Raw genomic sequence first — 13991 nt, 5'->3', positions numbered from 1 at the left:
AAGAGGCGGCCCGAAAGCCGCCCCAGATGCTCGATTAGAGCGTTGCGTCGATGAACGGATAGCTCAGGATGCCCGGAGCCGAACCATCGGTACCGCCGCGAGCGGTCGTCAGGTACATGCCCTGGATCTGCATCGTGGTTGCCGTGCCGTCATCGTCCGGAGAGCCGGCCGTCGCGGTCGTGTTGAGACGAACGTTCGCCGCGCACGAGGCCTTGACGTTCATCGTGGTCGGGCCCTTTACCTGAACCCAGCCATATTCGTTTGCAGCGAATGCAACCGGAGCAACACCGCAGAGATTGCCGCGTGCGTCGTTTGCAGTGCCAAGCGAACTCGCCGCATATGCCGCCGTGAAGAACACGGTGTCATACTGGGCGATGGCGGAGGCGGCTTGGACAAACACAAACTCGTTGCCCAAGTTGTTGACGTAACGGTCGCCCAGACCGAAGCCCTTGCCAGAAGCGGCAAGAGTGGCGGCGCTGTAAGTGTCGTTGAGGCGTGCGCCTACAAGTGCTGTCATGGGATTGTCTCCTTACGCAGCGTCGAGCAGGACACCCTGCAGCGAACGGTTGGAGCTGACCATGTTGCCCATCCAGTAGTACGGGATGACAACGGCGTCCTGGTTGACGGGCTTCTTCTCCTCGTCCTGCGACCACTTCGCCTCCTTGTGCTGGGCGACGTAGAGGTAGTCGGTATTGAGGAAGTAGCCCTTCTCCGCCGTGGTGGTGAAGTTGGCGTTGTCGTCGAAGATGACGTCCGCCGTCTTGTACTTCAGTCCGACGAAACCGGCCTGCGCCTTCTTCTCGTCCATGTAGCGCTGGAGCTGCTGCTCGCCGGCTTCATAGACACTGTAGAAGTCATGGCTGAGAACAATCAGGTCCGGCTTGTCAGCACCGCGGTTCAGCTGCAGCCACAGAGCGTTGAACTCCTGCTTCAGCGTTGCCGATGTGTAGGCGTTCGAGCCCGCGATTTCGCGGAACTTGTTGCGCCAGAAGGTCCACGTCGCGGAGTCGATACCGCCGACGGTGCCCTGCCCGTTCGTCTGGATGATCTGTGCCAGGCCGCCGATCTGGTTGGCGAGAGAGCCATCCGAATAGACGTCGATCGAGAAGTTGTTCGCCGCCGTTTTCAGGGCGTTGGACTTCTTCGTCTTCACGAGGTTGATCATCTGCGAACGGCCGGAGTTCTTGCGGATCTCCGCACCAGAGGCGACGACATGCAGCGCGATCTGCGCCCAGTCGTACTTGGCAGACGTGACGATGTCCGATGCGTCGGTGTTCAACGTATCGAAGCCGCCGTAGCGGGTGTAGGTGCCGTTCTCGCCGTATTCCAGCGGGATCTGGATTTCATAGCCGCCATCGAGATCGATGATACGGCCCTTCTCCTTCAGGACGTTGAGGAGAGCATTGTGCTTGGAAACGTTGTCCGCGACGTCCTTCGCCGAGTTGCGAAGGGTGGTCGAGACCATTTCCGAGAAAATCGAAGATGGTGTTGCCATCGAGGATTAGCCTTTCATTTTGTCGTACACGGCCCCAAGCTCCTCTTCCTGAGTGAGCTGTCTGGCTTTGCCGGTCGATGTTGAACGGAGGTTGGTTTCGTTCGCTCTCTTCGCCGCCGCGACTTGGTTAGGGTCGTTTGCTGCGGCAGCTTTCAGTGCGGCAGCTTTGGCCCTCAGGTCGGGGTCTGCGTTGATTGCCATGTCGTAAGCGCGCTTCAGTACGGCCTCCTGGGAGGCGGCACCGCCAAGCTTCTGCTTCGCCATGTGAATGAAGCTCACGAGGTCGGGTTCTGGGATCTCGTTGTAAAGCGGCATGTCTTTCGAGATGCGGCTGACGAGGCTATCCACTTCCCCGAACTGTTTTTCCTCATTCAATCTTTGAGAAATGCGCTCATCGATCCGCGACGGGTCCCCCATCTGCCTGATCGTGCCTTCCAACTGGCTGATCTTCGCCAGGAGCGCTGCTTCGTTGCTCTGTGCGCCGCCCTCACCTGCCGGAGCGCCTGCGCCAAACATCTTCTGAAGCTCGCCGCGCAGTTCGTAGGTGTCGGCGATCTGCAGGAGTGTGTTGATCGGGTCCTTGTCCATCTGCCGCTGCAGATTGAACAGGTATTCCACGGCCTCATGGGGCTTGTAGTTGCCCATCTCGCCGCCGAAGTATTCCTTGTAGCTCATCAGCACGTCGGACAGTGGCTTGTAGGCTGACAGCGCCTGCCCTTGTGTGGAAAGCGTCTTATGGAGCTCTTCCTGATGGGCCCGAAGGTCTGCCCTCACGTCGGCAGGGATCTTCTCCCACAGGGCTTCCTTGCCCCGCCAGCTTGAAGGGAGAGGAACGTCGGCCGAAGGCGTCGAAGGATCAACGGCGTCGGTATCCTCTCCCCCACCACCTTCCAGTGGTTCGTTATTCGCTGCCACCTTGGCCTTGGTCGGATCAGGGCTGGCAAACCGGCCATTCTCGCGAGCAGCTCCGTTGTCGCGCTCCATGCGATCGAAGACGGCCCCGAGATCGGCATCTTCGTTGATAGTCTCGGGCGCTGCGGAATTCCCTGTGTCTACTACGGCCGCGGAATCGATCTGCGGCGCATTGAGTGCTTCGACGCTCATTGCGGTTCAATCCTTGTTCGGTTTTGGAAGGTGGTTTAGCTCTCGCGGGACCGTGCAAGCCGGTTGCGAATGAGATCGAGCAGCTGCTCTTTAGTCTGAAGGTTCTTGCGCAACTCCGGTCGAGTTGTCCCAAGTGCATCGATGAGTGCATTCAGAAGGTGCGTATCACTGCTCATCGGAATTCCTCGCTCACGGTCAGGCCGCGCTTTGCTGCGAAAGCCTTGTTCCTGATCTTGCCCTTGGTCGGGGACAGCGAAGGCTCGTATTCCACACAGCCGTGCCGCTTCAGGTCATCGCGACGATCGGAGCGCGACATGACCGGCCGCCCGTCAACCGGGCTCCGATAAGGCTGGATGTCCGAAATTATTGTTGGCGTCGGGATCGGTCCCGTGCGCTGGGCTTCAGTCAGCATCGGTTCGCCGCTGGATGCATCCACCCACCGGCCATTGCGCTTCACATACTTGGTCATGCTGCTACCGGGATTCCTTGAGGTTGCGGAAGGGCGGGAGGCTGGGGAGCAAGCCCAAGCGCCAGTTCGAGCTGGGCGGCCAACGTTGCGCTATCCATGTCGGTCTGCGCCTGAATGCGAGCCGTTTCGATCCTGGTGAGCGCGTCCAGAATGGCTTTCCTCCATTCCGTGTCGTTGTCCATCTTCGCCTTGGTGAGTTCGGTCTCGTTGCGGCGCTGGTCTGCCTGATCCTTGGCTTGTGCGTCGGCCTGTACCTTCGCCATGGCAGGATCTGGCTGCGGTGGCTGGTTCTGTGCCTGCTGGGCCTTGGCCTTTGCCATCGTGACCATGTTCTCCAGCGTCTCTTCGACAGAGCGGCCGAGGTTGAACATGCGGGCATTGGCGATGAAGATTTCCAGCGCGGCATCGGCCGGCAGCGTGCCGTCCTTCACCAACGGACCGACGGCAGCGAAGTAGGACGCGGCACCGGTCAGGAACTGAGAGACCTCTGCTTTCTGTCGCGTCAGGTCCGCTCGGATGGTCGAATCGCTCTCGACATCAACGCGGTAGTAGCTGGCGATCGGTCGCTTCAGCAGGGCAATGACGTCCGCCTTCTGCTGTCGCTGTTCCGGCGTGTCATTCACGGCCGGGATCAGCGGAATGCTGGTCATTTCCTCGAGCGTGCGCAGCGAGAAGCGCGACGGGATGATTTCCGACATCATGACGAACAGATCGCGAGCGCAGCGTTCCATCATCCGCTGCATCTTCTGGATACGCAGTGAGCCCCACTGGCTCTTGATGTTCTGCGCAGTGGCCGTCTCCGAAGCCTGAGAGGCACCGCGGACGATGTCAGATATCCCGGTGATCTCGTAGATCGCCTGCTTTGTCTGGTCGCGGTCCGCGTAGAGCTCACGCAGGACCTGAATGAACTTGTCGACGGGCCAGAAGGCCATCGCGCCGGCAATACCGCCCTGGCTGTTCGCATAAAGCTCGCCGTCGTCGATCGGCGCGAACTCGTTGTCATCGAGGTTCAGAACCGCCTCAAGGCTCTTGCTTGTGCCCGAGTACCAGCCGCGGACTTTCATCGCCTTCGTGATGACGTCGATGCGCTTGGTGATCGTGTCGAGCTGATCGGCGAGCTTGCGATAGATCGCGAACGGATTGACCGGCTTCAGACGCCCAGTGATTTCGATCGGCTGCATCGGCGTCGGGATCGGGAAGAAGTCCTTCAGCCCGAGCGGATCATCGATCTCCTTCAGGATGACGCCGGTGTCGTCGATGAACTTCACCTTGCGCGTCTTCTTGCACCACACTTCCCAGCCGCAGATATCGTCCGTGCTTTTCGACCAGGCGTTCTGCTCCTGCTCGTCGAACTGGCTGCGGATCAGATCAGCGTTGAACGACGCTTCCTCGTCCTCCTTGGCGATCACGAAGCGGAATGCATCCCATGGACGTTCGTCCCAACGCTTTGCAGGACCGTGGCGATAATCGCGCCAGCTTACGGCCTCGAAGGTGATGCGCTCGTTTTCCAGGCGCTCAAGTGGAGGGCCGCCATTCGCTCCAATGCCGAGCTTTCCCGGCTCTTCGGTCGACTCCTCGTCGCTGCTGTAGGTGCTGTCTGCGCCCTCGGCGGCCTTTGCAATCTCTTCCTTCGCAGGCTCGCCGCCTACGATATCGCTCCGGAAGCGCAGCCGCACGATGCCGCGACCTGCGAGAAACGCATCCTGGGCAGCGGCCTCGAGCTCCACCTGCAGCCGGCTGTCATCGATCTGGACCGAGATAGCCCGCTCCATGAGATCCGCAACCACGCGAGCGGCAGGATCTGCATCATTGAAACGACGACGGATGTCCGGTACAGGCGACGAGTTGATAACGGCCGGGACGATGGTCTCGACGTTGGCAAACAGGATGTTGAAATCGTACTTGCTGCCGAGCGCGATTTCGTCACTCTCCGACTTGTCCTCGTTGGTGTAGGCCTTCGTCGCGATGCTGGCATCGTCCAGCCATTCCTTTTCGAGCTTGGTCGAAGCGTTGATACGCTTGATCCAGTCGGCGCCCTCCTCGCGGAGTTTACGGCTCTGCTCGTTTGTCTTCGGCTTCTTCATCGGCGCGGCTTAGGCTCCATCGGAAAAAGGCCCGCCGTTAAGCGAGCCTGCAAAAGGTTGGTGTGTTCGGTTCCTACGATGCGCGCTTCTTGCGCTTGATCATCGCGTCGATCTGTTCCTTGATCGTCATGTTGCTGACGATGATGCCGTTTGCCTTTGCCTCGTAGACCGGTTGGTCCTTCTTCGGCGGTGGCGGCACGTCTTGCTGCCCTTCCCGCCATGCAAGACCGAGATAGCGCCAGCTTGAACCGATATGTTCCGACCAGTCCTTGAACGGGTTGTCTCGAAAGGTCTTGAGGTCGCTATCCCATTCGCGGCGATAGTTCTTCAGACCTTCGAAGCCAGTCTCCATTCGCTGTCCGCGCTCGTCGTCACCCTCATAAAAGGTAGCAACCTTGATGGTTGCACGGCCTGCGTTGATGCCATCAGCCACTGATACGCGGCCAACCATCTTTGGCTTTCGGCCTTTGTCCTTCAGGAGGTCGAAGCGCGTTCTCTTCGTACCCCAGACCGGCTGCATGATGTCGTGCGGCACATAGTCGGTACCGTGATATCCGCGCTCGTTAAGCCAGATGCACCAGTCTTCCAGATCTTCCGAGTCCGGCCGGTAGAAGTCGACGATGCGCGGCCCAGGTTCGCCCGGGATCGTCTGGAAGCACCAGATCGGGTTGTTGACCGCTTTCCCGAGATCCCAAACCGTATGGACGGGATACCGCGGGTCGATGTCGAATGTCTTGACCCTGCCCTGCCTCTCGGCCTCGGCAAGCTCTGCACCCCAGTAGGCGCCGATCATCGCGCCGTTGAAGGAGCAGTAGAACTCCTGCTGGATCAGCAGATCCGCAATCGCCTTGCCGAAGAGAGCTTCGTATTCCTGCCGCTGGTCCTCGATGACCGAGAGCGCCACCGCACGCGTGTCTTCCACTGTCAGCGTCTGAACGAACCACGCCGGGTTGGCCTTGTGCATCTCCACCATCTTCTTCACGTGGTTTCCACCGCGTGGCGTGGTGATGAAGGATGCCCAACCGCCGTTTTCAGCCAGGATCGGGGACAGGTAACCCCATGCCGTGGGATCAGCGAGCGCCCATTCCGAAGCCGTCAGACCGACCGGAGGCGTACCGACCAGCGCATCATAGTTATCCGAGCCCACGAGCTGCCATGTCGATCCGTTCTTGAAGCGGATAAACATGTCATTGTCGCGAGTGCTCGCCCGTATCTGGTGCGGGAACGCCTCGTCGATGCGCCGCTTTCCGCTCTTCGGGTTCACCGCATCCCAGATCGCCTTACGGGCCTGCGCATATTGCGGCAGCATATGCCAGTAGGTGCCGACGCGATTGAACGCTCCCACCGCGTGCTGGCGAAGGTTGATATCGTCCTTGCCGGCGCGACGGTGCCAGACCAGCAGCTGACGATTGCAGCCGTTCAGCCAGCTATCCCATGCCGGCTTCTGGTAGTCTCTCGGCTCCCATTCATACGGAAGCGATATCTCACCCACGTTTCACCACGTTGATCGTGACATTGCCACCGAGGTTGATCTCATCCTTGAACATACCGAGGTGCTTGGCGACCAGCTCGAGCGCCTTGTCCTGATCCCTAAGCTTGATCTCAATCCCCTGCGATGTCTGTTTTGCGCCTGCATACAGGGCCTTGGCCTTGCCGGTGAGCTTGCGCGTATCGGCGAAGTGCACCTCTCCGCGTCCTTCCCCTTGGCATTCAGGGCATTCCGGATGCGGCTCGACAGTCGGATCGAAGCCATAGCCCCCGGCATCGGAGGGATAAGCCGGCTCGCCTCCGAGGTCTTTCGCGATAGTATCCGCTTCCACCATGGCCGCCTGATACTCACTCGCCTTCCACTGGTAGGCATGATCCTTCCCATGGCAGAAACGGCAGCAAACACGGCGATGACTCACAATCGCATTAGGATCAGCCGTGGCGAGCTTCCACCACTGCTCAAGCACCATGTCCGCCGTGATCTCGGTTCGCTCTGAGCGGGCATTCTGGGCCGCAGAAAGGGCCGCCTGAATTTCAGGTTTCGTAAGGTTCTCGGCTCCGACCGATCCCGCCGTCTTTTTGCTGTACCCGGAGCGGATCGCGGCCTGGGTGGCGTTCAGATCGATGAGGTATTCCTCGACGAACCTCTCTTGCTTCGGGGTCAGTGGCATAAGGTTTCGACGCCTTCTTAACGCCTGTGGATAGTGCGGATTGCAGTCTACGAGGCTTGCGACTCACGGTTTCATCAAATCTTATTGCCGTCTACGATCTCACCGGAGAGAGTCTAATGGACGACCAGAGAAGTGATCTTCACCGCGCCAAGGTAGGCGTCTCGATACTGGCGACGTGCATCGTTCAAACCATGAACGAAAGCGACCCGACATTCCAGGATCGCTTCCTGAAGAAGCTGTCTGACGCCTACTATGAGCTACGGGACAACACTGAAGGCGACGTCAGAGAACAATTGGAGCTCCTATCTTGGACCAGAAGTTTCTTGACCGGGTTTGATGCGTTCAAGGGCCAAGGAAAGCCATTCCTGCAGGACTAACCAGTCCCCACCACCCAGCAATACCTGCACACCTGCGGGACAGTGCATGCCGACAGAGCGGTGGCGAGGATGACAAGCCAGAGGATCTTGCAAGCTATGTGCAGCGCCTGGTCTTGTGCGAATGTCGTCTTGCCACGAACCTTCAGCTCGTCGATGACGGTATGCGCCGCCCATTCAGCGAGACCGAGCCACACATTGGCTGTCACAAGAGCAACAGCGGCTCCCTGAATGCCTGCATGAGCTACGAGGTGGTAGAAGCGTAGCGGCCCCTTGAACTTCGCTGTGGCGAGGAATTCACCCTGCAGAGGGTAGTCGCATACCCAGTGCGCCCCGATCAGCATCAGGGCAAGCATCAGCATTTGCTCGATCATTCTGCGCGCTCATAGGTGGCTTCGAAGATATCCGGCTTGCAGGGGTAGAATTCACCCTTCACGCCCTTGATGACCCAATCACCGGGAGAACACGTCATGTCTCCCTCTAGAGTTGGGATGACCGGCCAATCGGTGCCATGCAGTTCGAGGTTATCGATAATGTCCTGTGGCCGGCCGATGAAGCGGAGGATTTCGAAGTTGTTGATGCCGGTAAACTGCCGAGCCTCAATGACGACCGGCTTCTTGCGGAAGAGTGGCATTCGATCTCCTAAGACGCGAAAACCCGCCACCAGTGAAGGTGACGGGCTGTGTTGGTGAGACGGCTTCCACGTCTCTCCGGGTATAGCGCTCCCGGTGCTTCTCGAATTGGCTCCAGAGGCCTCGGCGGAACCGTATCTCTGGCTTATGGCGCCCCGTGAGGGGAATAGCTGCACCCGCAAAGGACAGCTAATGGAAGGTAATGAAACTATGCTGCCTGACGCTTGCGGCTCTCGGTTTTTCCCTGCTCGCTTGATTTTTCCGCCGCAACTCGGTTGAGTCTGGCAGTCGTCTCAACTTAGGAGAAATCGCATGAGCCTCAAAACTTACCGCGAAGAGCAACTCAAAATCATTGCTCAGATCGAAGCGGACCTTGAATTCACCGCAACCCATGGATTTCGCATATTCCACCGCGGTCCTGATGGGGTGGAAGTAGACAAGACAGAGGCACACGTTGAGCGAAGCAAACACCATCTAGAAGTCATGAAGCGAGCGCTCGAAATTACCGATGCCAACATCGCCAAGTCTGGCGAGTGACCGTTGTAGAATGCCGCGCCCGGAGGGGTGTTCCGGTGTTCGAATTCTCCTCGAGGAAGAAGGGTCGATTGCGGCTCACCGCTCGGCCCGCTCCAGGAGCTGCCGGCGGCGTTCGTTACGCCAGTGAGCGTGGGCGAGAACGTCAGCCCGAACCTGCTCCTTCTGGCCGGTCACTTCGGCGTCGCGCCAGTCCGTCGCGCAATTCTTCGAAGCTACCGTTATTGACGTGTCTTCTACGGCGATTTGCGTCACGTCGTCAAAGGTCACTGTCAACCGGACGCGGTGTTTTTGGTTGAGAGCGTCTGCTATCCGTTGACAATCAGCCTGTACACGCCGTTCGAAAGTTCTTCGCGAGATGTCGATTTTCCGTAAATACCGGTCGAGATAGATGCCTTTGCGGGTCTTGATGAAGGCATATTCGTAAACTCGCTTGCGTTGCTCCTCGTTCAGGTAGGAGTTCACCCAGTCCCAAACTGCGTACATGCGGCTGATCGCGCCTGCCGATAGGATGCGTGGCGCCTTGGCCTCCTGGTAGCCGTAGGACTCCATCATATCGCGGACCACGTCCGACATCGCGCCGGATGCCAAACGCGGCCCCAGGTCGCCCGGTGAGGCTCTGAGGGTATACGCCGCTTCGATGATCTGGGCCCGCACCTGCTCATACGTCCATTCCGCAAACATCATGCCGCTTCTTCTCCTCGATAGGGCCAGAGGCCGAGTTGCTGCCGGAGCGCCACCAGAATCTCATCGCTCATGGGCATTCCGTATTTCATGGACCGGGCGCCGCGACGGATGGCGCCGAAGTCGATAGCGTTGAAGTCCGAGACCAGAGACGGCCGGCGGACGAGATCAGGATTGGCGATGAGAAGACGCGATACAGCTTTCAGGACGTCAGCATAGAGCTCGCCGGCATTGCGCGAATTGCCGGTGATGAGCATCAGGACCAGGCGGAGATGCTCCTCGCCGTGCCGACGGCCAATTTCGCGGACGGTTGGCTTGCAGAAGCATTCCCGAGCGCGGCGGCTGGTCGGGCTATGGTGCTTCCATTCCCGAAGCACCACGCCGCATTCCCGCGCTATACGGTAGATGTTGACCGCGTGCCCCAACGCTCACCCCGCCATGACGCGCTTGTATTCGGCGGTGAGGTAGTCGACGACTGCCTTTGGTTCCTCGATACCAGCCGCCGCCATGGCTTGTTGCCGGCCCATCAGGGAGAGTTCGTCGGCGCGCTCGTTACCGACGGTGCCGTTGTGGCCCTTCACCCATGAGATCTTCAGGCCGGTGCAGGCGTTGAGCTTCTCGTCGATCGCCTTCCAGAGATCGAGATTCTTCACCTCCCCTGTCTCCGGCTTCGTGGCAGCCGGCCCTTTCCGGCTCCAGCCGTTCCTCTTCCATTTGTGGCGCCAGTCGTTGCAGCCGTTGACGACATACATGCTGTCGCACCAGATCGTGACCGGTTTGTCCTTCATGAAGGCATGGAGAACCCACTCGATCGCCTTCAGCATGCCGGTGAGTTCCATGACGTTATTCGTGGTCTCTGCGAGGCCATCGCAGCCGTGGGCGATCTCCACGCCGTCCCGATAGACGGCATACCCCCAGCCACCGGCGCCGGGGTTTGGCTCGCATGCGCCATCGCAGAAGATATGAATGCCGGTCGCGACCTGGGCCATATCGAACGGCGCGTGCTTCTTTACCGGTTTGCGGAAGAATTTCTTTTGATAGCTCACTTGCGCAGTTCCTTCTTCAGGCGGCGAAGCTTCAGGGTGAGTTTGATGATTTCGACGATGATCATGCGGCACCTTTTGGGTTTTGAGATTCCCAAGCCGCCCAAGCTGCATGTTGCATTTCGAGGTAGACGGCTTGGCAAAATGCGTCGATTTCCTTCTCGATCTCGGTGGCAGGCATGCCCTGCACCTGCAGCCGGGCGTAAAGTCGACGGCACGTCAGCTTCCAGAAGCGATCGGCGGCTTCTCCATGTCTGCGCTCCAACACACGGGCGGTCTCGCGGACGAAGTAGATCTGTCGGTCAATCGGGAACTGGATGATTTCGGCGGATGACTTCATGCCGCGCGCTCCTTCTCCATATCGCCACTCCCATGAGGCGCCGCCTCTTGGAGCTCCGCTGGGGGATGATCCCCCAGCCCCACAACCAAACCCGCTGCGCGGCTTTGGCCGATCGTCTGCTGCAACGTCAGAGGCACACGCGGCTCTGACACAGGTGTGTCGCCTTTCCCTTTTACTTCTACTCGCGACGGACCTGTGCCACGCCTGCGATACCATGTCCGACGAGAAACCCCTTCGGCCTCCCATGGTCTGAGATGATCCGTTGATGCCGCCTGATAGGAAGCGCGAGGAACGCGGCCTTCCAAGCGACGTTTCTGCTCTTGGCGTTTGCGATCGCGGTTGCGCTTGCTCTCCCGCGCGAGCTTCTGACGATCCGCACTCGACGTATCGCAAGCACCGATCGTCTTGAGAGAAAGCGCATTCCGTTCCGCCAAGGTGACAAATAGCATCTTGGCAACGGCATCGGCGCCGAGCATACGCTTCCGCTTGTTTCGGCAATCAGCAATCGGATCGAGGACGCTCTGCTCTGCCCATGGCGCCCAGACCGATGCCCAAGAAATCAGATCCTGGACACCCGGTGTCATCGCTACCGCGCGAAGATAAGCAAGGCAGGTATCGATATCGTCAGAGCCTTCCGGATTCGGGATGCCATTTCCGTGACGCTGCTTGATGATTGCCTCGATTTCGCGAAGACGCAGGGTCTCAATCGAGAACTGCCATTCATGTCCGCGAAAACGCTTGCGCGCCGGCTTTTCTTTTAAGATCACGCGCCCGAGGAGAACTTGAGCGGATCCATCGCGGTTGGATTTGACTGTCGCTCTCATTTTGAGCCCTCCCGACGCTGACCTGTAGGCGGTCGAGTAAGGCGACTGGAAATGATGGAGTCGGCGACAATCTGCAATTGCTCGCGCTTCTCACCGGCCGAGTTTGTCCAGCTACTGCGCTGGACGCGACCGGATGCGCTGACCATGTCGCCCTTTTGGTGGCGGAGAAGGTCATCAGCGAGTTTTCCGAATGCGAGAATGCCGATCCAGAGCGGCGGTTCGTCATGCTCGCCGACGCTCACTGCGATCGACGCAACGGCCATGGCGTTTCCGGACTGGGTTTGAATGGAGCGAGGCTCCTGGCCGAGGCGGCCATAGGCGGCGGACTGCATCATGCGAACGCCCTCCGGACAAGCGAGTAGTTGCCCGCTAAGAGAATTGCTTCGGCCGCGTCAGCGTCCGTCAGACCGAAGCGGACTTTCAGGGTTGGGAGGATGGGGAAAAAAGTGTCTCGCGTTTGAGACACTTTGCGATCGGCTAGCCACTGGGCGGCGCGGATGATGTGAGGTGCTTCGGTCATACCGTTACCGTCCGCACTTTTTCTTCCAAGATGCTGAGCAGCTTTAGAACTGACTTCGAAGGCTCCTGGACGCCATGTTCGATCCTCCAAATTGTAGGCTGGCTAACACCGAGCTCCTTTGCCATCTGCGCCTGCGACCATTCTAAGCGAGTTCGCAGCTTCAGAATTCGTTTACCCACTTCCTGAACCCTTTCTTCAAAATTGATCCGCTATGTATCAATTCATAAGGTATCATCCCGGCAAAATCAATACGGAACGGATTAACTGTGTCTAATTCAAGAGCAGATCGATTGCGGAAAGCGCGCTTGGCCGCCAATTTTAAGTCGGCATCCGAAGCAGCCCGGTCATTGGGTGTTTCGCCATCAACCTACATCCACCACGAAAATGGCACTCGCGATTTTGACGAGGTTGCCGCTGCTTTGTACGCCCGTCGGTATCACGTCACTGTATCTTGGCTTCTCCTGGGAGACGGCGAGATGGAAACGCCGGAGCTTGCAGAGCAGCGAGCCGAGGAAATCGAGGCTATGAAGAAAGAGGAGATGGAGGATCGCGAAGCTCGCGCGAGCGTTGATCCAGAAATTCGGGAGAAACTTCGAGAGAATAGTCAGCGAAGGGCCGAACAGCAAGCCTTAGAAACGCTTAAGTCTATGACTTTACTGCCGGAAATATCTCCTTTTTTCAAAAAGGAAGACAACGTATTATCGCGGGGCTGGCGGCGATATGTCGGACTTGAGGAAAAGGTTACGCATCAAATCGTAGCGACCTGGGGTATACCAGCGAAGCACCTACAGTACGAAATAGGCGCATCCTCCGGAACAATCATCTTCCCTGTAACCGGTGATGCAAACGTGCCAACACTGATGCACGGCGACCTGGTCTTTGTAGACACCGCAATCGATGACGTAATTGCTGATGGCCTTTATCTCGTCGCCGATAAGATCGGCTACCCGCAAGTGCGTAGGCTCAAATCAAATCTTGTTGCCCAACCGCCATCGGTCACTATTTCTGCCGACGCTAGCCCAGAACAAAGGCAGGTGGTGGAGATTTCCTCAATTTCGATCGTTGGCAAGGTAGTCGCCAGATTGTCCCGCATGTGAGCGCTCCGTAAGTTGTTAATACGCAGTGTATTGACTTGGTTAATCCGTTACGTATTATATGATCCATCCTAACCGATGGAGCGAACATGAACGACATCATGACACGGGCAGATCGGGAGACGCTGATCAAGATTGCCCGACAGCGCGAGCGCCTTGCGAAGAGCGAGGCCAAAGAACGCGCTGCCCAACTCGTTGCCGACTTCGAGAAGCAGCTCGATCGCCGCTATCACTACGACGAGAACGAGATCTGGAAGGACGCTCGCGGCACCGCCAGACGCGTGGTGGACGAGGCCAATGAGAAGATAGCCGCCGAGTGCGCGCGGATGGGCATCCCGGCTCAATTCGCTCCCAAGTTGGCAATGGGCTGGCAGGATGCCGGACGTAACGCCGTCAAGGAAGAGCGTACTGAGATGCGCCGCGTTGCGATGAAACAGGTCGACGCCTTGCAGAAGGCGGCAATGACCGCCATTGAGCGCCGATCCGTCGAAACTCAGGAAAAGATCATGGTCGGCGGCTTGTCCACCGACGACGCTCGCAAATTCCTTGAGGGGATGCCATCGGCCGAGGCTCTGATGCCTTCGCTGTCGATAGAGCGTGTGGAGAACCTTCTTATCGAAGAGAAGGCGGCCTGA

The 13991-nt window shown here is 58.5% G+C and carries 21 protein-coding genes; 4 read left to right on the top strand and 17 right to left on the bottom strand.

The annotated features are described in order from the left end of the window. Window positions 1-34: 34 nt before the first annotated feature. The 8 genes from NBG89_RS03110 to NBG89_RS03075 form a co-directional block, all read right to left on the bottom strand. Complete coding sequence (locus NBG89_RS03110) at window positions 35-517, bottom strand: hypothetical protein (protein ID WP_431321672.1); 483 nt, start codon at window positions 515-517, stop codon at window positions 35-37. Between the two features lie 12 nt (window positions 518-529). Further along, window positions 530-1495, bottom strand: a complete 966-nt coding sequence (locus NBG89_RS03105; protein ID WP_431321671.1) for a phage major capsid protein — start codon at window positions 1493-1495, stop codon at window positions 530-532. Between the two features lie 6 nt (window positions 1496-1501). Further along, entirely contained in the window at window positions 1502-2599 is a 1098-nt protein-coding gene (locus NBG89_RS03100; RefSeq protein WP_431321670.1) for a hypothetical protein, read from the bottom strand. A 35-nt stretch (window positions 2600-2634) separates the two neighbouring features. After that, entirely contained in the window at window positions 2635-2775 is a 141-nt protein-coding gene (locus NBG89_RS03095; RefSeq protein WP_431321669.1) for a hypothetical protein, read from the bottom strand. Next, the gene (locus NBG89_RS03090; protein ID WP_431321668.1) at window positions 2772-3068 is read right to left on the bottom strand and encodes a hypothetical protein; all 297 of its coding nucleotides are present in this window, start codon (window positions 3066-3068) and stop codon (window positions 2772-2774) included. Before NBG89_RS03090 ends, NBG89_RS03095 begins: the two co-directional genes overlap by 4 nt. Further along, window positions 3065-5152 (bottom strand): hypothetical protein, encoded by a 2088-nt coding sequence (locus NBG89_RS03085; RefSeq protein WP_431321667.1) that lies wholly within the window; start codon window positions 5150-5152, stop codon window positions 3065-3067. The genes NBG89_RS03090 and NBG89_RS03085 overlap by 4 nt, the downstream gene beginning before the upstream one ends. Window positions 5153-5225: 73 nt before the next feature. Further along, window positions 5226-6644, bottom strand: coding sequence for a hypothetical protein (locus NBG89_RS03080; protein WP_431321666.1), 1419 nt, complete (start codon window positions 6642-6644; stop codon window positions 5226-5228). Further along, the gene (locus NBG89_RS03075; protein ID WP_431321665.1) at window positions 6637-7311 is read right to left on the bottom strand and encodes a terminase small subunit; all 675 of its coding nucleotides are present in this window, start codon (window positions 7309-7311) and stop codon (window positions 6637-6639) included. Before NBG89_RS03075 ends, NBG89_RS03080 begins: the two co-directional genes overlap by 8 nt. Before the next feature lie 116 nt (window positions 7312-7427). Here NBG89_RS03075 and NBG89_RS03070 point away from each other — a divergent pair, with 116 nt between their 5' ends. Then, a complete protein-coding gene (locus NBG89_RS03070) occupies window positions 7428-7688 on the top strand; it encodes a hypothetical protein (protein ID WP_431321664.1) in 261 nt (86 codons plus the stop codon). Here NBG89_RS03070 and NBG89_RS03065 read toward each other — a convergent pair. Continuing rightward, window positions 7685-8059 carry a DUF3307 domain-containing protein gene (locus NBG89_RS03065; protein ID WP_431321663.1) on the bottom strand — a complete coding sequence of 125 codons (375 nt, stop codon included), beginning with the start codon at window positions 8057-8059 and terminating at the stop codon, window positions 7685-7687. The genes NBG89_RS03070 and NBG89_RS03065 overlap by 4 nt on opposite strands. Beyond that, window positions 8056-8319 carry a hypothetical protein gene (locus NBG89_RS03060; protein WP_431321662.1) on the bottom strand — a complete coding sequence of 88 codons (264 nt, stop codon included), beginning with the start codon at window positions 8317-8319 and terminating at the stop codon, window positions 8056-8058. Before NBG89_RS03060 ends, NBG89_RS03065 begins: the two co-directional genes overlap by 4 nt. Window positions 8320-8629: 310 nt before the next feature. On the opposite strand from NBG89_RS03060, the gene NBG89_RS03055 reads away from it, so the two are divergent. Next, on the top strand, window positions 8630-8854 hold the full coding sequence (locus NBG89_RS03055; protein WP_431321661.1) for a hypothetical protein: 225 nt from the start codon (window positions 8630-8632) through the stop codon (window positions 8852-8854). A 75-nt stretch (window positions 8855-8929) separates the two neighbouring features. Here the strand turns inward: NBG89_RS03055 and NBG89_RS03050 are convergent, their stop codons facing one another. The 7 genes from NBG89_RS03050 to NBG89_RS03020 form a co-directional block, all read right to left on the bottom strand. Continuing rightward, window positions 8930-9538: a hypothetical protein gene (locus NBG89_RS03050; RefSeq protein ID WP_431321660.1), complete on the bottom strand. Its 609-nt coding sequence runs from the start codon at window positions 9536-9538 to the stop codon at window positions 8930-8932. Further along, window positions 9535-9960 carry a hypothetical protein gene (locus NBG89_RS03045; RefSeq protein ID WP_431321659.1) on the bottom strand — a complete coding sequence of 142 codons (426 nt, stop codon included), beginning with the start codon at window positions 9958-9960 and terminating at the stop codon, window positions 9535-9537. Before NBG89_RS03045 ends, NBG89_RS03050 begins: the two co-directional genes overlap by 4 nt. Before the next feature lie 3 nt (window positions 9961-9963). Further along, window positions 9964-10581 carry a ribonuclease H family protein gene (locus NBG89_RS03040; protein ID WP_431321658.1) on the bottom strand — a complete coding sequence of 206 codons (618 nt, stop codon included), beginning with the start codon at window positions 10579-10581 and terminating at the stop codon, window positions 9964-9966. A 61-nt stretch (window positions 10582-10642) separates the two neighbouring features. Further along, a complete protein-coding gene (locus NBG89_RS03035; protein ID WP_431321657.1) occupies window positions 10643-10918 on the bottom strand; it encodes a DUF6074 family protein in 276 nt (91 codons plus the stop codon). Beyond that, window positions 10915-11742, bottom strand: a complete 828-nt coding sequence (locus NBG89_RS03030) for a hypothetical protein (RefSeq protein WP_431321656.1) — start codon at window positions 11740-11742, stop codon at window positions 10915-10917. The genes NBG89_RS03035 and NBG89_RS03030 overlap by 4 nt, the downstream gene beginning before the upstream one ends. Then, window positions 11739-12077: a single-stranded DNA-binding protein gene (locus tag NBG89_RS03025; RefSeq protein ID WP_431321655.1), complete on the bottom strand. Its 339-nt coding sequence runs from the start codon at window positions 12075-12077 to the stop codon at window positions 11739-11741. The genes NBG89_RS03030 and NBG89_RS03025 overlap by 4 nt, the downstream gene beginning before the upstream one ends. A gap of 181 nt (window positions 12078-12258) precedes the next feature. After that, window positions 12259-12387, bottom strand: a complete 129-nt coding sequence (locus NBG89_RS03020) for a helix-turn-helix domain-containing protein (protein WP_431321654.1) — start codon at window positions 12385-12387, stop codon at window positions 12259-12261. A gap of 180 nt (window positions 12388-12567) precedes the next feature. Between NBG89_RS03020 and NBG89_RS03015 the strand changes: the two genes are divergently transcribed. Both NBG89_RS03015 and NBG89_RS03010 read left to right on the top strand, forming a co-directional pair. Further along, window positions 12568-13359: a hypothetical protein gene (locus NBG89_RS03015; protein WP_431321653.1), complete on the top strand. Its 792-nt coding sequence runs from the start codon at window positions 12568-12570 to the stop codon at window positions 13357-13359. Window positions 13360-13445: 86 nt separating this feature from the next. Continuing rightward, window positions 13446-13991: a hypothetical protein gene (locus tag NBG89_RS03010; protein ID WP_431321652.1), complete on the top strand. Its 546-nt coding sequence runs from the start codon at window positions 13446-13448 to the stop codon at window positions 13989-13991.

It is taken from the genome of Rhizobium sp. YTU87027 (genome assembly GCF_050644135.1).
In the GTDB taxonomy this organism is placed as follows: domain Bacteria; phylum Pseudomonadota; class Alphaproteobacteria; order Rhizobiales; family Rhizobiaceae; genus Rhizobium.
Note: the sequence above shows the minus strand (reverse complement) of the source record. Positions and strands in the feature narration are given on the sequence as shown.